This is a genomic window from Parashewanella sp. 2304DJ23-3, assembly GCF_056591695.1.
Map to the genome: position 1 here is coordinate 561,333 of NZ_JBWQOH010000001.1, position 19,089 is coordinate 580,421.

Annotated in this window: 16 protein-coding genes and 1 riboswitch; of the genes, 8 read left to right on the forward strand and 8 right to left on the reverse strand. The window is 40.0% G+C overall.

Annotated features, from left to right (window positions below):
* Positions 1–68: 68 nt before the first annotated feature.
* Positions 69–1,646: a glutamine-hydrolyzing GMP synthase gene (gene guaA, locus AC1EU2_RS02455; RefSeq protein WP_480296410.1), complete on the reverse strand. Its 1,578-nt coding sequence runs from the start codon at positions 1,644–1,646 to the stop codon at positions 69–71.
* A 62-nt stretch (positions 1,647–1,708) separates the two neighbouring features.
* Positions 1,709–3,175, reverse strand: a complete 1,467-nt coding sequence (guaB, locus tag AC1EU2_RS02460; RefSeq protein WP_480296411.1) for an IMP dehydrogenase — start codon at positions 3,173–3,175, stop codon at positions 1,709–1,711.
* A gap of 329 nt (positions 3,176–3,504) precedes the next feature.
* Between guaB and xseA the strand changes: the two genes are divergently transcribed.
* A complete protein-coding gene (gene xseA, locus AC1EU2_RS02465) occupies positions 3,505–4,836 on the forward strand; it encodes an exodeoxyribonuclease VII large subunit (protein WP_480296412.1) in 1,332 nt (443 codons plus the stop codon).
* Between the two features lie 8 nt (positions 4,837–4,844).
* The gene (locus AC1EU2_RS02470) at positions 4,845–5,312 is read left to right on the forward strand and encodes a CreA family protein (RefSeq protein ID WP_480296413.1); all 468 of its coding nucleotides are present in this window, start codon (positions 4,845–4,847) and stop codon (positions 5,310–5,312) included.
* Between the two features lie 36 nt (positions 5,313–5,348).
* On the opposite strand, the gene AC1EU2_RS02475 is transcribed toward AC1EU2_RS02470, so the two are convergent.
* Positions 5,349–6,809 (reverse strand): NAD-dependent succinate-semialdehyde dehydrogenase, encoded by a 1,461-nt coding sequence (locus AC1EU2_RS02475; RefSeq protein WP_480296414.1) that lies wholly within the window; start codon positions 6,807–6,809, stop codon positions 5,349–5,351.
* A 130-nt stretch (positions 6,810–6,939) separates the two neighbouring features.
* Between AC1EU2_RS02475 and AC1EU2_RS02480 the strand changes: the two genes are divergently transcribed.
* From AC1EU2_RS02480 to AC1EU2_RS02500, 5 genes are all read left to right on the forward strand, one after another.
* On the forward strand, positions 6,940–7,590 hold the full coding sequence (locus AC1EU2_RS02480; RefSeq protein ID WP_480296415.1) for a hypothetical protein: 651 nt from the start codon (positions 6,940–6,942) through the stop codon (positions 7,588–7,590).
* A 27-nt stretch (positions 7,591–7,617) separates the two neighbouring features.
* Positions 7,618–7,815, forward strand: a riboswitch (cobalamin riboswitch).
* Between the two features lie 94 nt (positions 7,816–7,909).
* Positions 7,910–9,865 (forward strand): TonB-dependent receptor, encoded by a 1,956-nt coding sequence (locus tag AC1EU2_RS02485; protein ID WP_480297064.1) that lies wholly within the window; start codon positions 7,910–7,912, stop codon positions 9,863–9,865.
* A 42-nt stretch (positions 9,866–9,907) separates the two neighbouring features.
* Entirely contained in the window at positions 9,908–10,522 is a 615-nt protein-coding gene (locus AC1EU2_RS02490) for a GDSL-type esterase/lipase family protein (protein WP_480296416.1), read from the forward strand.
* Positions 10,523–10,710: 188 nt separating this feature from the next.
* Positions 10,711–11,463: an HDOD domain-containing protein gene (locus tag AC1EU2_RS02495; RefSeq protein ID WP_480296417.1), complete on the forward strand. Its 753-nt coding sequence runs from the start codon at positions 10,711–10,713 to the stop codon at positions 11,461–11,463.
* A gap of 206 nt (positions 11,464–11,669) precedes the next feature.
* Complete coding sequence (locus AC1EU2_RS02500; protein WP_480296418.1) at positions 11,670–14,258, forward strand: hypothetical protein; 2,589 nt, start codon at positions 11,670–11,672, stop codon at positions 14,256–14,258.
* 1 nt (position 14,259) lies between these two features.
* Here the strand turns inward: AC1EU2_RS02500 and rpiA are convergent, their stop codons facing one another.
* Positions 14,260–14,916: a ribose-5-phosphate isomerase RpiA gene (gene rpiA, locus AC1EU2_RS02505; protein WP_480296419.1), complete on the reverse strand. Its 657-nt coding sequence runs from the start codon at positions 14,914–14,916 to the stop codon at positions 14,260–14,262.
* Between the two features lie 112 nt (positions 14,917–15,028).
* On the opposite strand from rpiA, the gene AC1EU2_RS02510 reads away from it, so the two are divergent.
* A complete protein-coding gene (locus tag AC1EU2_RS02510) occupies positions 15,029–15,976 on the forward strand; it encodes a DUF808 domain-containing protein (protein ID WP_480296420.1) in 948 nt (315 codons plus the stop codon).
* An 11-nt stretch (positions 15,977–15,987) separates the two neighbouring features.
* Here AC1EU2_RS02510 and AC1EU2_RS02515 read toward each other — a convergent pair whose 3' ends face one another.
* The 4 genes from AC1EU2_RS02515 to erpA form a co-directional block, all read right to left on the reverse strand.
* Positions 15,988–17,421: a protein adenylyltransferase SelO gene (locus AC1EU2_RS02515; RefSeq protein ID WP_480296421.1), complete on the reverse strand. Its 1,434-nt coding sequence runs from the start codon at positions 17,419–17,421 to the stop codon at positions 15,988–15,990.
* 51 nt (positions 17,422–17,472) lie between these two features.
* Complete coding sequence (locus AC1EU2_RS02520) at positions 17,473–17,961, reverse strand: AraC family transcriptional regulator (protein ID WP_480296422.1); 489 nt, start codon at positions 17,959–17,961, stop codon at positions 17,473–17,475.
* A 64-nt stretch (positions 17,962–18,025) separates the two neighbouring features.
* Positions 18,026–18,607 (reverse strand): 5-formyltetrahydrofolate cyclo-ligase, encoded by a 582-nt coding sequence (locus AC1EU2_RS02525; RefSeq protein WP_480296423.1) that lies wholly within the window; start codon positions 18,605–18,607, stop codon positions 18,026–18,028.
* 55 nt (positions 18,608–18,662) lie between these two features.
* Positions 18,663–19,064, reverse strand: a complete 402-nt coding sequence (gene erpA / locus AC1EU2_RS02530; protein WP_129948016.1) for an iron-sulfur cluster insertion protein ErpA — start codon at positions 19,062–19,064, stop codon at positions 18,663–18,665.
* Positions 19,065–19,089 lie beyond the last annotated feature (25 nt).

Consider the following 19,089-nt stretch of genomic DNA (forward strand, 5'->3'; position numbering starts at 1 on the left):
GTTCATTAGTGAACAATTAAAAAAGGCTTACTTTTTCAAGTAAGCCTTTATTGTTACTTTAAGACTTTTTATTCCCACTCAATCGTCGCAGGTGGTTTGCCTGAAATATCGTAAACAACGCGAGAAATACCATCAATTTCATTGATGATACGGTTTGATACCCGGCCTAAGAAATCATACGGCAAGTGTGCCCAATGTGCGGTCATAAAGTCGATGGTTTCGACTGCACGCAGTGACACTACCCAATCGTATTTTCGACCATCACCCATTACGCCAACAGAGCGTACTGGTAAGAACACGGTAAACGCTTGGCTGACTTTATTGTATAAATCCGCAGCGTGCAGCTCTTCAATGAAGATATGATCGGCACGGCGTAATAAGTCACAATATTCTTTTTTGATTTCACCCAAAACTCGTACACCAAGACCAGGCCCAGGAAACGGATGACGATATAACATGTTATATGGCAAGCCTAACTCTAGTCCGATTTTACGCACTTCGTCTTTAAACAATTCACGTAATGGCTCAACTAAACCAAGCTCCATATCATCTGGTAAGCCACCTACGTTGTGGTGAGACTTAATCACATGCGCTTTACCCGTTTTGCTGCCCGCAGATTCAATCACGTCAGGATAAATGGTACCTTGAGCAAGCCATTTAGCATTCACGCATTTCTTCGATTCTTCATCAAAAATCTCAACGAAAACATGGCCAATCTTTTTACGCTTAGCTTCAGGATCATCAATGCATTTTAATGCATCAAGGAAACGAGTTTCAGCATCAACATGAACAATATTTAGGCCAAAATGGTCACCAAACATTTCCATCACTTGCTCAGCTTCGTTTAAGCGAAGCAGACCATTATCGACAAAAACACACGTCAGCTTATCGCCGATAGCACGATGCAACAACATCGCAACGACAGATGAATCAACACCACCAGACAAACCAAGGATGACTTCATCATCGCCTATTTGCTCTTTTAATCGAGCAACCGCATCTTCGATAATCGCACTCGATTTCCAATTAGCTTCACACCCACAAATGTCTAATGCAAAGTGAGAAAGAATGCGTTCACCTTGACGTGTGTGTGTCACCTCTGGATGGAATTGAACACCGTAGAACTTCTTATCTTCATTTGCCATCGCAGCAAATGGACAAGTATCCGTTTTAGCAACGACTTTAAAGCCTTCAGGGATTTCTGACACTTTATCGCCGTGACTCATCCAAACATCAAGTAGAGGCTGACCACTCTCGCTGACTGCATCTTCAATCGCTTTGAATAACGGAGACTCAGTCATCACTTCAACTTGAGCATAACCAAATTCACCTTCGCCAACACCTTGAATAACTTTACCACCGAGTTGCTCTGACATGGTTTGCATGCCATAGCAAATGCCCAAAACAGGCACACCAGCATTAAATACGTACTCAGGCGCACGAGGAGAGTCTTCAGCAGTAACGCTTTCAGGGCCACCAGCTAAGATAATGCCGTTTGGAGCGAATTCACGAATGTATTCTTCAGAAACATCCCATGCCCAAAGTTCACAATAAACACCAATTTCACGAATACGACGTGCAATCAATTGTGTGTACTGAGAACCAAAATCTAAAATGAGGATCTTATGCTCATGAATATCGTTCATTTTTGACCTTTAAAACTGTTTGAATTGTTATAAAAAGAGCGACCGAAGTCGCTCATTAAAACTTACACGCCAGTGCGGTAGTTTGGTGCTTCTTTTGTCATGGTGACATCGTGGACATGAGATTCACCCATCCCCGCAGATGTTACTTTCACAAATTCAGCCTTAGTATTTAGTTCATGAATCGTGCCGCAACCGGTTAAGCCCATACAAGAACGCAAACCACCCATCTGCTGATGGATAATTTCTTTTAGGTGTCCTTTATAAGGAACACGTCCTTCAATGCCTTCTGGTACTAATTTGTCAGCCGCATTATCCGACTGGAAGTAACGATCTGAAGAACCTTGTGACATGGCGCCTAACGAGCCCATACCACGGTATGACTTATAAGCACGGCCTTGGTACAACTCCGTTTCACCCGGTGCTTCATCGGTACCAGCAAACATTGAGCCTGCCATAATGCATGATGCCCCCGCCGCTAATGCTTTTGCTAAATCACCAGAGAAGCGAATGCCGCCATCAGCAATAACAGGAATGTCTAAATCTTTTAATGCTTGAGCAGCGTCAGATACAGCAGTAATTTGCGGAACACCAACTCCAGTGACGATTCGAGTAGTACAAATTGAACCAGGACCAATACCTACTTTTACAGCGTTAACGCCAGCTTCAACCAATGCTAATGCACCTTCAGCTGTCGCCACGTTACCACCAACGATTTGTAATTCAGGATGTTTAGCACGAGTTTCACGAATGCGTTGCAGTACGCCTTCTGAGTGACCATGTGAAGAGTCGATAAGCAATACATCAACACCCGCTTTTACAAGTGCATCAACGCGCTCTTCATTACCTGCACCTGCGCCAACGGCAGCACCAACACGCAGACGGCCTAGCTCATCTTTACATGCGTTAGGCTTACGCTCAGCCTTTTCAAAGTCTTTAACGGTGATCAAACCTTTCAATTTAAAGTTATCATCAACCACAAGCACTTTTTCAATACGATGAGAGTGCATTAACGTTTGCACTTGATCTAATGGAGTACCTTCTTTAACGGTCACAAGACGATCTTTTGTCGTCATTACTTCGGCAACGGTATTCGTCCAGTCAGTAACGAAACGAACATCACGGCCAGTAATAATACCAACAAGTTCATTAGAACCATTGATAACAGGGTAACCAGCAAAACCGTTTCTATGGGTTAACTCTCGTAATTCAGTCAGAGTCGTTTCAGGTGATACGGTAACAGGTTGTTGAACAATACCCGCTTCGTAGATTTTCACTTTACGAACTTCTTCTGCTTGTTGTTCAATACTCATATTTTTATGAATAAAACCTAAACCGCCTTCTTGAGCCATCGCAATAGCAAGACGAGCTTCAGTTACTGTATCCATCGCAGCGGACACAATTGGCATATTCAAATTAATTTTATTTGTGAGTCGAGTTTTTAAGACAGCAGTGTTTGGGAGGACAGTTGAATGCGCAGGCACAAGTAAAACATCATCAAATGTGAGCGCTTCTTTCTTCAATCTTAGCACGGCAACATCTCCCTTATTGTGTAGGGTTAAAGGTGAAATATTGCGGCGGGATTATACTCTGAATCACTGTTGCGGTAAATGGAAAATATGAGATTTTTAAGCGTTTGGTCAGTAAAAGCAGGTAGATAAGCAAAAACAGTGTTTTCTTATTTTAGACTAATCACCTAGGATCATTAATAATAACCTAAAATATTCAACGCTATAATCGTTTTACTAATCTCCGAGTTTATTGAACACCTGATCTTACTTGAATAATTTAAAATCTTTTTTCAGCGGCCTTATGAAGTGATATAAAATGCTCTGATAATACCATTGAGTTTACGATATAAATGACAAAAACCATCTACACCGTTTCACGTCTCAACGGCGAAGTAAGGCGAACCCTTGAAGGTCAAATTGGACGAGTTTGGTTGAGCGCAGAAGTATCTAACTTTTCTTCTCCAAGCTCAGGGCATTGGTATCTGACTCTCAAAGATCATTTCTCCCAAATTCGTTGCGCTATGTTTAAGGGGAAAAATCGAAATGTCTCTTTTCGTCCAACCAATGGACAGCAGGTTTTAGTTCAAGGCAATATCAGCGTTTATGAACCTAGAGGTGATTACCAGCTGATTATCGATTCGATGCAACCCGCTGGTGATGGCTTACTTGCTCAACAGTTTGAAACATTAAAGCTTAAGTTGGCTGCTGATGGGTTATTTTCTGCCGAAGACAAACGTCCACTGCCAGATTCAATTCAAAAGATTGGTGTCATTACTTCTCCAACTGGTGCGGCCATTCGAGACATATTGCATGTTTTGAATCGTCGAGATCCTTCTATTGAAGTCATCATTTATCCTGCACAAGTGCAAGGTGAATATGCGACTCAACTACTCTGTAATGCCATTAACCTTGCCAATGAACGCGATGAAGTCGATGTATTATTACTCACTCGTGGTGGTGGTTCATTAGAGGATTTGTGGTGTTTTAACGAAGAGGCACTGGCTCACACCATTTATAACTCTGGTTTGCCTATTGTGAGCGCTGTTGGTCATGAAGTCGATACAACTATTAGTGATTATGTTGCAGATGTTAGAGCCCCTACACCGTCGGCGGGCGCCGAGTTACTTTCTAAAGATGTCAGCCATAAGTCTGAAAAAGTAATAACGCTAAACAATCGCCTAATTCATGCATTTAAACACTACAATTTGCAAAAATCTGCTGTTCTTAACCGTTTGCAAGCACAGCTTCAAAGACATGAACCAGAAAATAAGCTGATTCAATGGCAACAACGTTTTGATGAGGCTCAATTGAAGTTAGATGCACTGATTCAGCAAAAACTGCATCATGCTCAATTGAAACAACAGAACTTACAAAACCGGCTTTTGGGTCTGTCACCAAAACACAGAGTAGAGTTATCGTTGTCACAACTAGAAAAACTAGAGAGTGCTTTAAAAGACTCTATGGCGATTAAAATTACACAAGCACAGTCAACGTTTTCACATTTAGCACAACAGCTTGATATCGTCAGTCCACTCGCAACACTCAGCCGTGGTTACAGTATTACTACGGATGAAAATGACGATGTAGTTACCGACTCAAGTACACTCGAAGTCGGCAGTCATATTTTGACTCGTCTCGATAATGGTAAAGTAACGTCGAAAATTGAAAAAATCGAACACTAGGTAGAATAATGAAAAAACTGGTATTAGCGCTATTAGTAAGCGGAATGTTATCGGGCTGCGGTGACAATGAAGTTGGTGATGTATCTCTTGGTTTATTTACCATGAAAGACATTAAATTAAATACCCTCGTTGACCCTGATGTGCCTGGTGTTACCTGCCACATCGCCTCGATTGAAGCCGACTTTTCGTTATCTGATCCAAGTGACAGTTCAATCTCATGTCGTCAAACCGGAGAGATTACGCCTGAAATGATCGCCAAAATCGATAAGAGCGACTCAGGCGAAGTGGTATTTAAAAAATCGAAGAGCATTTTCTTGAAAGCAATGAAGGTAAGACGCATTTTTGATGCTAAAAATCAGACGTTAATGTACTTATCTTATTCCACCAAAGAAACGTCAGGCAGTTTCAAGCATAGCCTATCTACCGTTCCTTTGTGGGGAACGAAAGCTTACAGAGTTAGCCCTCAACAAAACTGATGGTAAAGAAAGCCGGGTTCCCCGGCTTTTTCTTTATTAAATCGACATACAAATGTATTTCGTTTCCAAATATTCAGATAGACCTTGATGGCCACCCTCTCTTCCTAAGCCTGAGGACTTTACCCCACCAAAAGGGGCAACTTCTGTAGAAATAATGCCTGTATTAACACCAACCATCCCGTATTCAAGTGCCTCTGATACCTGCCAAACCGTAGAAATATCTCGAGCGAAAAAATAGGCCGCTAGACCGAACTCTGTTTCATTGGCTTGTTTAATCACATCGTCAACGGTCTCAAATTTGAATAACGGCGCCACAGGCCCAAACGTTTCTTCATGAGCAATCAGCATTTTATTATTGGCATTTTTTATGATCGTAGGTTCAAAAAAGTTTCCGTGTTCGAATCTTTCTCCATGCATTCTTGAGCCGCCAGTTAACAACTCACCGCCAAGCTTTAGCGCATCGGCTATATGATTTTCAACTTTGTCTATGGCGGCTGAATTGATCAGTGGACCAACATCTATACCTTCAGCACTCCCTTGACCAACGTTCAGCTTCTCAACTACCACTTTCAATTTTTGAGCAAATTCATCATACACTTCTGCTTGAATATACAGACGATTAGCACAAACACACGTTTGTCCTGCGTTTCTGAATTTACAAAGGATTGCACCTGCAACAGCGGCATCAATATCAGCATCATTGAAAACAATAAACGGCGCATTACCACCAAGCTCGAGGGAGAGCTTTTTTAGCGTCTTAGCACTTTGTGCCATCAATAAGCGTCCTACGGGTGTTGAGCCAGTAAATGACAACTTCCTCACCACAGGGCTATCACATAAGGTTTCACCTATTTGTTTAGCATCACCACAAATTACATTGAATACTCCGGCTGGAATACCAGCTCTGTCTGCGAGTTCAGCCATAGCCAATGCCGTTAAAGGAGTGTCAGGCGCGGGTTTAACTATCATAGTACAACCCGCAGCTAAAGCGGCTGCTGCCTTTCGGGTTATCATTGCAGCGGGGAAATTCCAAGGTGTAATGGCTGCCGTAACACCGACAGGCTGCTTCACTACCATTAAACGTTTATCAGATTGATGAGGCGTGATCACTTCGCCGTATACTCGTTTTGCTTCCTCTGCATACCAACGAATGAATGATGCGGCGTAGGTAACTTCACCTTTCGATTCGGCAAACGGCTTACCTTGTTCTAGAGTGATCAACTCAGCCAATTCATCAGTATTTTTCACGATTAGTTCGTACCATTGCATCAGGACAGAGGCTCTTTCTGAAGCGGTCAACTTTTTCCACGGGGATAGCGCTTGGTTGGCACACTCTATTGCGACTTGAGTTTCACTTTTACCCAATTGATAGACATGAGTAATTTCTTCAGAAGTCGCTGGATTGGTTATTGAGGCTGATAAATGAGAATCATCACCTATCCACTTGCCATTAATATAACTTTTCTGACGAATCAAACCACTACTGATTAATGACATCGGGTATCTCCAAGAAATGTATACATTTTTTTTACAATTGCTCTTTTTTAGAGCTTGAATGTTCGATAATATATCAAACAGTTAGCTAAATCCCATAAGGGAATAAAATTAAAACAAGGACGCTAATCAAATGTTTGGTTTAAAAGAACTTCAATGGTTCACTTCAAAAATGACTCGCTCAGTTGTTCTCTTCGGAACAATTTTAATGAGCTTTAGCAGCTTGGCTAACTTTAACCCCGTTGAAGACCGAGTCACACTCAACATTTTTTCACTCCCTTTGGAAGTTAACGTTCCTTCAAACTGGAAGCAAATCCGCCAAGATCAACTCTCAAATATGTACTCAGCGGAGTTTCTTCCAGAAAATGAAACCATGAATCAATGGACGCAACTTATTTGTGTACAGGGGTTTAATAATGTCTCTGACTCTATGAGCCCAGAGACATTTCTCGAGTCATTTTCTTTAACCTATAACGAACATTGCCAAGGTGACATTATTTTTGAGCCATTAGGTGACATAGAAGTTAAAGGATATGAAGGTACTCACGGCCTGTTGGGATGTACCAAAATGCCTAATACTCATACCATCCAAATTGGCGAGCGACACTCATTTGTGACCAAACCTCAAGGTGAAATGGGGTATTACACTGTGTTGATGGCAGATAATAAACTCATCCTTTTCCACAAATCGATAAGAGATAAAGTCTTCTCACCGAATCACCCGCCTTTTTCCAAAGAAAACTATCAGGCTTTCGTTGGTAAAATATTTCCAAATAAACTCTAGACAAACAGACGTTTAGACGTCTAAAATGACACCGTCAACTTTGATGGTGCTTTTTGTTGTAAGGCAAAAAGATAATCGGGAAATCAGTGAAAGCCTGATACTGCCCCCGCAACGGTGATGGTTAGGAAGTTAACTGAATGAGTTTATTTCCATTAATGCTCTTTTTTAAATAAATTTAGCATTAGAAGCCTCAGTCCGGAGACCGGCCAACAAAGTGATTTCGATGATTTCGGTGGGCAGATCTCGAAATGCGATGCTAATTCTATCAGGTATGAATAGTCTTGTGACGCCTATGCCTCATTTTCCTCTAACTATGAAAATGAGAACAATGAAAAAACAATTTACTCTTTCAATCGCAGCAGTGCTAACTGCATCGTACCTTTATGCTCCATCAGTGCAAGCTGAAACTAAAGCTGAAACTAAGCCACTTGAAGTTATTGTTGTTACAGGTCGCCAAGCTAAAAATGATTTAGATATACCAAGCAACATTAAAGTTATCGACAGCAGTGATATTGAAGCGAGTGGTGCGACCAATTTAGAAGATGTTTTGCGTGGTCAATCTGGCATACAAGTTTCAGACACTAACTCAGGCGCAGTGTTTTCTATCCGCGGTTTTAATGGCGGGCAAGCGGCGAATAACACCTTAATCTTAATTGACGGTCGTCGTCTGAACAATATCGACATTGCAGCTCCAGCAATCAGCGCAATTCCTCTTAATCGAATTGAACGTATTGAAGTACTATCTGGCAGTGCTGGCGTACTTTACGGTGACCAAGCTGTTGGTGGTGTCGTTAACATTATCACTAAGTCACCAACGAATGCTGGCGGCTCAGTCTACTTAGCAGGCGGTAGTTTCGATAGCCAAGAAGTTAGAGCTGATTATTCAAACCAGATTAACGATGATTGGAGTTACTATTTAACTGCAAATCATCAAAAAAGTGATAACTATCGTCGTCATAATGCTAATGAAACAGGTTCTGTTTTAGGTCGTTTACAGTATGAGAGCGGCGACACTCGCTTCTTCGCTGAATCAAGTTATTACGACAATGATAGAGAGTATGCTGGCTCACTTACTGAAGATCAGTTAAAGCAAGACCCAAGACAGAGTAACTCAAGTACTGACTACGGGCATCAAATTTCAAAGGTATATCGTTTAGGTTATTCCCAAGCAATAAATAAGGTGTGGGCCTTTGATTCTGAACTGAACTTTAATGACTCCAACACGAATGGTTCAAGTTTTGGTTCATCTGCTACAAATAGCCGTGAATTACTCAGGTTTACTCCTAAATTCATTGCAAATTACAAGACCGATTCAGGTAATTTAAATCTGCTATTCGGAAGTGATTTAAGCCGAGGAAAATCTGAGTTTATTGGCGGTTTTACTAACGGTCGTTCAAACACTCAAAAATTAGTCAGCCTATATACACAGGCAACTGTGCCATTAACTAAAGAGCTGGATTATGTTGTTGGTGGACGTTATTCTGATATCACTGACGAAATCAAAGATCCAAACACTTTTGCTCAAGGCGCAAATTTAGACAATGACGCCCATGCTGTAGAGTTTGGTTTTAACTACCGTCCAAATACGAACAATCGTTTATATATTCGCACTGAAGACAACTTCCGTTTTGCTAAAGTTGATGAACAAGCCTACAGCAATGAAAATGGCTTAAAACCTCAAACGGGTCGCTCATATGAAGCGGGTTGGGACTTCAATAGCCAAAAGCAAAGTCTAAAAATCAGTCTTTATCAACTCGAGCTTGAAGATGAAATTGTATTTGATCCTACTGCACCGACACCTCCTGGTGGTTTTTTCCAAGGTGCCAACGTTAACGCTGATGCTTCGAAGCGATTAGGATTTGATGCTGATTGGAATCTTCAGCTGATTGAACGTTTGAATGTTGGTGCAGAATATCATTACATTGATTCAGAATTTACTGAAGGCTCCAATAAAGGTAAAGAACTACCTTGGGTGGCTAAAAATACCGGACGCATTTACAGCACTTTCGATATTACTGACTCGTTTCAATTCTTTGCTGAAGCCAACTACGTCGGTAAACGTTTCTTAGAAGGTGATAATGCCAACACTGGTGACAAACTTGATAGTTATACACTATTAAATACCGCAATTAACTATCGTAAAAATAACTGGCTTGCGAGCTTAAGATTGGATAATTTATTAGATAAAGAATATGTTAGTGCTGGCTACAGTTACGGTGCTTTCTACCCTGGTGAAGGCAGAAGTTGGAAATTGAGCTTACAGTACCAATTCTAATCAAATTTTAGCACCAATTATTATTGGTCATTTGGAGTTTTTATGTTTAAAGGACTACGTCGTTACCTGTTTATATTAGTGGCTTGCGTTGTAGTTCTTTTTATTATCAATGGTAATAAACACTCACCCATCGAGCTGAATGATGGTGCAAAAGTTTTAGCCTTTGGTGACAGTTTAACTCAAGGCATTGGCGCTTCAGAAAACCAAGACTACCCCTCACAACTTTCCAAAATTCTGGGGCAAAAAGTAATCAACGCAGGAATTTCTGGTGAAACAACATCAGAGGGTCTCAAACGCTTTGAGCAAACAATTAGTAAATATTCACCCGATGCCATCATCTTACTCGAAGGTGGAAATGACTTTATTAGAAATGTTCCTCGAAGTGTGACTCATCAAAACTTATTTCAGATGATCGACATAGCAAAAACACAAGGTATAAAAGTATTACTGGTTTCTGTTCCAGAAAAAGGCATCTTTCTTTCTGATGCTGAAATCTATCGCTCTCTGGCTAAAGAGCATAGCATTCACCTGTTAACTGACACCTTATCTGACTTACTTGGCACTCCTGCAAAGAAGTCTGATCTAATTCATTTGAATAATCAGGGTTATTTTGACTTAGCGTTGGCAATATCTAAACAATTTAACTTCACAAAATAGTTTTTTTATAACTTAATTTATCAAAGTTACTTAAATATTGAGCTGTTGTGCCGATACCCCTTAAGAATGGTTTTTTTTCTGTTAGTATGTGGCGCTATAAGGCGTGGATTGAGAAGCAATTAACAGTTTTACCTAACTAAACTTTGTAAAATTTTATAGCGTTAAATTGTGAATGCGAAAGTAGGCAAATGCTACAACAAAAAGTCACTGAGAGTACGACAGAACTTGAGCAGAAACTATTTACTCAAGTAAAGGCAATAGTATCAAACGAAGAACAAGTAATTGGTCGTCGTGGAATTCTTATCCCTTTAAAAAAGGCCATCATTGCTGATGGCGACATCCAAAATGTGATCGATATTATTGCAAGTGATCCAGCATTAGCAGCTCACTTATTGTGGCGCACAAATACTGCGCATGCCGAACTAAATACAAAAGGTAAAGCCAGAACACTAAAAGAAGCTCTGATTCGCCTTGGCCAAGTTAATATTTACCGATATTCATTTACTTTCTACTTGAAAGAGCAATTTGATGAATTACCTCAACCTTACAAAAAACTTGTAAAGGGTTATTGGGCGCTTACAGAGTCTATTGCAGAAGAAGCACTTGTTTTATTACACGAGTCAGAAAATCAATTGCTTGACGCAGACGAGCTTCAAACTCTAGCGTTATTTAGCGTATTTGGACAAATCATTTCTCTAACGGCTTTTGCATATTTAGAAAGCCACCTTAAACAAGCACTTCCACTTAAGATAGTGAAAAGCCTAATTGACTCTGAGCAGCAGCAATTCACAATGTATGCCTTTAAATCAATGGGGTTAGACAGCGAATTACAGAAAGAATTTTTAATTGCTCATGATGTAATTAGTAGCAGTAACTCTGAATCTGTTGGCTTACTTTTAAGAGAAGTTCTTTCCAAGAGAAATATCTTACTTAAATCGTAATTATTTATGTCACAGATTTATCCAATAAACTCTGTGACATTGTTTTCATATCATTGTTTCGATTAACTCTCATTACTCCTCACCGTAAATTCATTTTTCGTATTATGAAATGCTAATTAAACCTCCTTAAGGTTTCTAGTAAAATTAACTTAGCTCTGCTTTACTTTATTTAGGCTTTAGAAGTAGAAGTCTACGGAGTTAAGCATATGGGCACATTAGAATACTCACTTAAATCACTGGCAGGTCAAAGTTACTCTGCCCACCTAGATTCGGCGCCAGAAACAACAGGAAGACAAGTAACGCTTAATATATTTGATTATGCAGTAAAACAAGCCACTTCTACTCTCGATAAGTCTTTCTCAAACTTTTTGGATGCTGAACACACCGAAGTTGAACACAGATCAGAACCAAATTTACCAACATATGCTTGCTCCTCACAACGGGTGTCTACTCGTGAAAATGATTTGTTAACCTGCTTAACTGTTGAAGAACCGGTAAATTCACCTCAAAAACCAACATCATCAACTTTTACACGCTTTCTAATGCGAACTTTTGATTTTAGTAGAAAGAGTGTCAGCCCAAATGACCAAGAAACATCACCAATAAATAGTTTGACTCCAAGAGGCAATAATCGAAGTGTCCATGAAGGCACTAAATCGAACCCTTTAGAGAGCTCTCTATATCACTCAACTTTTGAAGAAAGCGCTCTTGAACGTACAGGAACTGGGTTTAAGCATGAAGCTAGTGCCTGCGATTCATCAATGGTGAAACCCTTCAAGAGCGTACCCAAACAACAATTTACAGTAGAAACTCTTGAGCAACCAACTGTTCTCATTTCGAGAAAGTATGATGAAGCTAAAAGAGATTGTGTAAAGGAAATAGCTGAACGTCATGCTCAAGAAATAATAAACTCGGGTGAAGTAAGCAGCCTTGAGTCACTCATTGACTGCGGTGTAATGAGTTTAAATGAAGGCCCTGTGACATTAGAATCAATCAAGTTTGATGAAAAAGATACAAAACTGGAGCGATACAAAAAACAATGTCACCTTTCTTGCACACCATGGCTTATTTCTTCGAAATTAGCTTTAAAAACTTTAGAGGAGCTCGTTTCAAAAGGTGAACATCCCAGTCTTTCAGATGGTTTATTAAGCCTCGATGCATTAGAACAACTAATTGAAACTAAAGAGTTTCAAGAAATGGAGTTAAATCGGCCATTTGAAGCAGCCGTAAAAATGTTTAGCCAAGATACACAAAAACCGACCCATGTTAGCGTTTCAAAGTTCTTAAATGCACTCAGGTTACAATATGAACACCAGGCAGGTGAAGAAAGCCAATTATCACATTCAAAGATCAGACTAACTTCTGCTGGACAGCTTCGCGCAGCTTCTAATGGTGGCCTTTATTACAATGCAGTTGAAGGTAGCCAACAAACAGTACCTTTAACATGTAATCACCTGTATCAGATTGATAAAAACAATAGCCTTTCTTTGCAACGAAAATTAGATATTAACCGTCAAGCAATTGAGAATACATGTGATGTAACGGAACTTTTGAAGTACCGCCATCATATTTATAACAACAGTTCCGATATCGCCATAGAACTACAACAACTTGTTGATGAAAGGCTAGAAAAACTAATTCTTCATTCAAGTGTATCTTTCAAATCAACTGATATTGATTTGCAAAAAATCAATGATATTGATCTGAATGGTTTTCCACCAAAAATTCGTGATTGCCTTCTAGAATCTGTCATCTGTGAATGTACCGAACCAGATAAGTTAACCTATGCTCTCTCCGTCATCAGATCTTCAGAACATAAATTAGGGGATGAATTACCGATAGAAACAATGTCAGAAATGATAACAAATAGATTACAAGTTGTTGAATTTAAAAAAAGAGTATTAAGCGATGAAGACTTAGGAGGATGTATTAAGCAATACTACACCTTTAAAACAGAAGAAAATCCCTTAGCTGAATCACTTTTCGGTGAACTTATATATATTTCTATCGTTCCAGAGAAACAACAACAACTTATCAAATGGATGAACTCTGAAGACGGTCGTGATTGGTTGGAACAATCTCATGAGCATCAACTATTTCTTACCGAAACGCTAAGAAAACTCTGCATTAATGTAAGTTCCGATCATAAACCTTCAGCTGTTGCTACTACAAAAACAAATGGTTCAGGACAAACTTCAGTATCCTCATCCCAAACTTCACCTGAGAGTAAATCAGTATTTGAAGAAACTGTTGAAGTTTCACACGATTACGAGTCTGATTTAGAAAAGACATTAACGTTATCATCGATTCCAGCTCCCACTTACATTAAGCCAACGGTGAGCCTTAGTGACTGTTCAAGAGAGGATTTGAATACAAAAATGCTAGAGAGCATAGCAAAAAATGATAAAGACACGTTTAGAGCAGCAATAGCCAATGGCGCCGACCTTGATTTATTAAGTCAAACATTAGATATAGATACTCAGAACAAATTGAGTCTCCCCTATATGATGATTAATGATGCTCTATGTGACTGGATGGCAGAAAATAAGCCCGCATTCTTAGAGTGCTTAGGTACGACGTCACCTAAAAGAATGCGTACTTCATCTGATGCCTATAGAGTGAACCCGCTTTTAAATACTCTATGCCGCACTGGTCAAGCTAATGCACTTGATAACTTATTGAGAAATCATATCTACAGCGTCGAGCCCGGAAGCCAAGCCGCCATTAGTATGAAAAAAAATGGAGTTCACAGCTATAAAATAATGGCAATCTTAAGCCGTCATGCCATTACATAACTTACTTAACCGTCTTAACACCTTCAGGTGTACCAACAAGAAGTACATCTGCACCACGATCTGCAAATAAACCATTAGTTACAACACCAACAATGGCATTGATTTGAACTTCTAGCTTTTTAGGCTCCATGATTTCAAGATTGTAAACGTCTAAAATCACATTACCATTATCAGTGACTACACCTTCACGATATACAGGATCGCCGCCAAGTTTAACTAACTCACGAGCAACGTATGAGCGTGCCATTGGAATCACTTCAACAGGAAGTGGGAACTTACCTAAAATATCAACTTGTTTGGTGTTATCAACGATACAAATAAATTTATCCGCAACAGCTGCAACGATTTTTTCACGTGTAAGCGCTGCGCCACCACCTTTAATCATATCCATGTGGCCATTGATTTCATCAGCACCATCAACGTATATAGACAAATCATCTACGGCATTCAAATCAAATACTGGAATCCCTAACGCTTTCATTTTTTGAGTTGAAGCCTCAGAGCTTGAAACTGCACCTTCAATGTCCGCTTTCATCGTTGCAAGCGCATCAATAAAATGATTAACCGTTGAACCTGTACCAACACCTACAATTGTATCTTTTTCTACATATTCAAGTGCAGCCCAACCTGCCGCTTTTTTCATTTCATCTTGAGTCATAACTGATTCCGATAAGACATTAATAAATTGGCGATAGTATACCTGTTTTATTTAGAAAAAATGATAAGTGGGTTAGGATATTGAGCATCAATTAGATTTAAAAGGATTTACTATGGCTGGTGCAAGCCTGCTAACCTTACTCGATGACATTGCGACTATTCTTGATGATGTTGCTGTTATGAGCAAAGTCGCTGCGAAAAAAACAGCGGGCGTATTAGGTGATGATCTTGCGCTTAATGCTCAGCAAGTCACAGGGGTGAGTACCGACAGAGAACTTCCGGTTGTCTGGGCCGTTGCCAAAGGCTCTTTTAAAAATAAGCTTATCTTAGTGCCTTCTGCGCTGCTCATCAGTTCATTTACTCCTTGGTTAATTACGCCATTATTGATGTTTGGAGGCTTATATCTGTGCTTTGAAGGTTACGAAAAAATTCATGAAAAACTGTTTCATCACGACACTACTGACAATGATGAAAGCGATCTTAAAAGTAAGCAAGCTAACTTAAGTGACGAAGAACTCATTGAGTATGAAAAAACGAAAGTAACCGGAGCAATTCGTACTGACTTCGTACTTTCGGCCGAAATCATTGCAATTACACTTGGTGTCGTGGCTCATGAAGATTTAATTACTCAGGCTTCAACACTTACCATTATCGCTATCATCATGACGATAGGCGTTTATGGCCTGGTTGCTGCCATTGTTCGAATGGATGATGCTGGCGCTTATTTGCTAAGAAAGAATGCACAAAAAAAGATAGGAATACTGGGCAAATACCTAGGGGTTCTACTGTTAAATTCGGCGCCAAAGTTAATGAAGTTTCTCACTTTTGCAGGCACCGTTGCTATGTTTATGGTTGGCGGCGGTATCATTGATCACGGCGTGCATATTCTTGATGAACCTATCCGCTATGTGAACACTCTTTGGCAGTCTGTTCCTGCCATATCAGGTTTCATGAGTGCAATTACACCAAGCTTATTACATACCGTTTTTGGGATTATTGTCGGCTCAGTTGCACTGGCAAGTACCAGCATAATTAAAAACATATTTTCATCTAAAACTTAGAAAAGCAGTCTCTAAGTCCCACAAAATGTCTGGTAATGAAGATTAAATTCGTGATCAGACATTTTGTAATTTCTTGCTAATTCAGAGTCCTGATATGGCACTTTCAAGACCTTTAAAAACGCCATCACAGAGTCCGATTTCCCCGTTGTTTCACACTCTTCGATTATGCTTTCTACAATGTAATTTCTTGGAATAATCACTGGGTTAGATTTTCGCATGAGCAGCTGAATATCAACCGCTTTGCTTTCATCAAGCTCGTCACGCCATAATGTAATCCAACCACCAAGCCTTTCTGTCACAAGCTCAAGCGCTTTGTCACACGTTAATGAGCGAGTCAACAAATCAAAGGTTTCTGTATAATCCAGTTTGTGCTCTAGCATCAAGCTTGTCAGTGTTGAAAGTAACTCATGATTTATTGTTTTCAAGCCCAGCTTCTGGTGCATCATCGCTACATAAGTCTGATTAAACTTATCAGAAAAACCATCAATTAACTCCTGCATTGGCTCAAGTAAGTCATTATCATCATTTGCGAGTTGCAGCAGTGCCTCGGCAAATCTAGCCATATTCCAGTGAGCAATTTGCGCTTGGTTTCCAAAAGCATAACGACCGTTTCTATCAATTGAACTGTATACCGTTTTAGGATCGTATGATCCCATCATAGCGCAAGGACCATAATCGATGGTTTCACCTGAAATAGCAGTATTATCGGTATTCATAACCCCATGGATAAATCCAACTCTTAACCACTGAACGACAAGTTTAATTTGCTTCTCAATTACACTCGCAAGTAACAGAGCATACTTATTTTCTGTTCTTTGAAGTACTTCAGGGTAGTGACGTTCAATCGTGTAATCAGCCAAACGCCTTAATGACTCAATATCTCCATTTGCAGCAAAATACTGAAATGTGCCCACTCTGATGTGACTTGATGCGATACGAGTAACAACGGCGCCTTCATTTTGGATTTGGCGATAAACGCTTTCTCCTGTTTTAGTTATCGCTAGACATCGAGTGGTAGGTACTCCCAAATAATACATAGCTTCACTCATAATAAACTCACGTATGGCGGGACCTAATGCGCAACGCCCATCACCATTTCGAGAAAAAGCACTTTGACCTGAGCCTTTGAGTTGCAGATCCCAGCGGTTACCTTGTACATCCAAAATCTCACCCAAAAGATGCGCCCTGCCATCACCAAGTTGTGGATTGAAGTGTCCAAACTGATGCCCTGCATAAGCCATAGAAAGTGGTTTTGAAGTAGGAAGTTGCCTGTTACCCGAGAAGTAGTGAGCTTGTTCGATCTCAGAATTAAACTCGCCGCTCAAATTTAATTGCTCTTCGACTTCTGTATTCCACAAAAACAAAGACGGATTTCTAAAAGAGGCTGGAGAGTTAAGCTCGAAAAAGCGTTCTCCGAGCTCAAAGTAGGTATGAGTAAACTGCATGAATGTATCGTTTTAAGGTATTGTTATTTCGACATTGTATCACTGATTGATTTAAGTAATATCATCAATCGGCTTCAATGGTAAATAGATATCGGTAACAATTTCGTCTATGTGTTGTACGGCTCCGGGTAATACAACATAGTGGAAAAAGCAGGGTTCTTCCGTTCTAGACTCACCACTTGCTGGAAGCCAGTCATCGATAAATTCTCTGAATGTTTTCGAGAGAGTCTCATAACTTCCGGTATGTCTGGCTTTTGCGTAGCGTCCACCAGCAATGACACCATTTCTCACATCATAATAATTTTCTGGTACTTCATGACTTACTGAACCACCAATGTCAAAGCGAAAACCTTTGTCACCAACTTCATCAGGATCTGTTACAAATATTCCGTACGAATTAGATTCTTTTATTGGTGAATATCCTGTTTCAAATCGCCAAAGGTCGAACTTAATTGCAGTATCTCCAACGTCAGCAGGTTCACCTTCATGTGGAATAAAAGCAATTGACTCTTCTTCCAAATTTACGATTTCAACATCCATCATCTACCTCGGCAGCTTAGGTTTCTCCGTTTAGTATAGATAGAAACTAAAAATTTACTTAAATTTAAAAGCTATATGTATAAACTTTTTCTGGCGTGATAATTTGTTTCAGTGGTACATCCCAAGATTGGACAGGTAAGCGCTCCACCTTTTGGCATTCAAGTGCAAAACCAGCGACTTCAATTGAGTCAGATTCATTTAAGGATGATAAAGTTCGATCATAATATCCCCCGCCCATCCCCATACGATTTCCAGAATCATCAAACGCTACTAATGGAGTAAAAATCACATCTAACTTAGAAGCTGGAATCAATTTCGTGACATCTAATTTAGGTTCAGATATCCCATAATGATTCTTTACCATGGGTGATGTTGGTGAGTATTCAATAAAAACTAAGTGACCGTCGCAGAAAGGGTGTAAAACGGGAACATAGACTTTTTTTCCTAACTCCCACAGTGCTTGAATAAGCGGCTGAGTATCAAGCTCACCATCATGAGTAAGGTACAACGCAACCTTTTCTGACTTGACGGTCTCTAACCAATTGATGGCCAATAATGAGGCTTTCGATGCAAAAACGTGTTGTTCACTCTGTGAGATTGCTTTCCTTTTTTTCCTAACGGATGTTCTTATCGTGTTTCTATCCATAAATACTCCAGGCACAAAAAAGCCGGAATTAATCCGGCTTATTAATCAGCGAAACTTAAATTGAGAAGCTAGCCCCACAACCACAAGTTGTCGTAGCGTTTGGATTGCGAACAAAGAATCGAGAACCTTCCAAGCCTGAAGTGTAATCAACTTCACCGCCCATTAGATATTGAAGGCTCATAGGGTCAACCACTAAAGAAACACCTTGTTTCTCAATCATGAAATCACCATCGTTGCTTTTCTCATCAAAAGTGAAACCGTACTGGAAACCTGAGCAACCACCACCTGTAACATAAACACGAAGTTTAAGTTCTGGGTTTTCCTCATCTTCTAGCAGTTCTTTTACCTTGCTTGCAGCTTGGTCGGTAAATTTAATTGGCAAGCTCGCATCAGCTTGATCTTCATTTTGCTCGTTTGGCTCAATTTCTTGAACGACCGCTTCAGTTTGTTCCGTCATTAAAACCTCTTACATCACACATTTG

Excerpts from the sequence above, each read along its gene's own strand:
- guaA (WP_480296410.1), bottom strand. The coding sequence starts at position 1,646 with ATGAACGATATTCATGAGCATAAGATCCTCATTTTAGATTTTGGTTCT.
- xseA (WP_480296412.1), top strand. The coding sequence starts at position 3,505 with ATGACAAAAACCATCTACACCGTTTCACGTCTCAACGGCGAAGTAAGG.
- AC1EU2_RS02470 (WP_480296413.1), top strand. The coding sequence starts at position 4,845 with ATGAAAAAACTGGTATTAGCGCTATTAGTAAGCGGAATGTTATCGGGC.
- AC1EU2_RS02475 (WP_480296414.1), bottom strand. The coding sequence starts at position 6,809 with ATGTCATTAATCAGTAGTGGTTTGATTCGTCAGAAAAGTTATATTAAT.
- AC1EU2_RS02480 (WP_480296415.1), top strand. The coding sequence starts at position 6,940 with ATGTTTGGTTTAAAAGAACTTCAATGGTTCACTTCAAAAATGACTCGC.
- AC1EU2_RS02485 (WP_480297064.1), top strand. The coding sequence starts at position 7,910 with ATGAGAACAATGAAAAAACAATTTACTCTTTCAATCGCAGCAGTGCTA.
- AC1EU2_RS02490 (WP_480296416.1), top strand. The coding sequence starts at position 9,908 with ATGTTTAAAGGACTACGTCGTTACCTGTTTATATTAGTGGCTTGCGTT.
- AC1EU2_RS02495 (WP_480296417.1), top strand. The coding sequence starts at position 10,711 with ATGCTACAACAAAAAGTCACTGAGAGTACGACAGAACTTGAGCAGAAA.
- AC1EU2_RS02500 (WP_480296418.1), top strand. The coding sequence starts at position 11,670 with ATGGGCACATTAGAATACTCACTTAAATCACTGGCAGGTCAAAGTTAC.
- rpiA (WP_480296419.1), bottom strand. The coding sequence starts at position 14,916 with ATGACTCAAGATGAAATGAAAAAAGCGGCAGGTTGGGCTGCACTTGAA.
- AC1EU2_RS02510 (WP_480296420.1), top strand. The coding sequence starts at position 15,029 with ATGGCTGGTGCAAGCCTGCTAACCTTACTCGATGACATTGCGACTATT.
- AC1EU2_RS02515 (WP_480296421.1), bottom strand. The coding sequence starts at position 17,421 with ATGCAGTTTACTCATACCTACTTTGAGCTCGGAGAACGCTTTTTCGAG.
- AC1EU2_RS02520 (WP_480296422.1), bottom strand. The coding sequence starts at position 17,961 with ATGGATGTTGAAATCGTAAATTTGGAAGAAGAGTCAATTGCTTTTATT.
- AC1EU2_RS02525 (WP_480296423.1), bottom strand. The coding sequence starts at position 18,607 with ATGGATAGAAACACGATAAGAACATCCGTTAGGAAAAAAAGGAAAGCA.
- erpA (WP_129948016.1), bottom strand. The coding sequence starts at position 19,064 with ATGACGGAACAAACTGAAGCGGTCGTTCAAGAAATTGAGCCAAACGAG.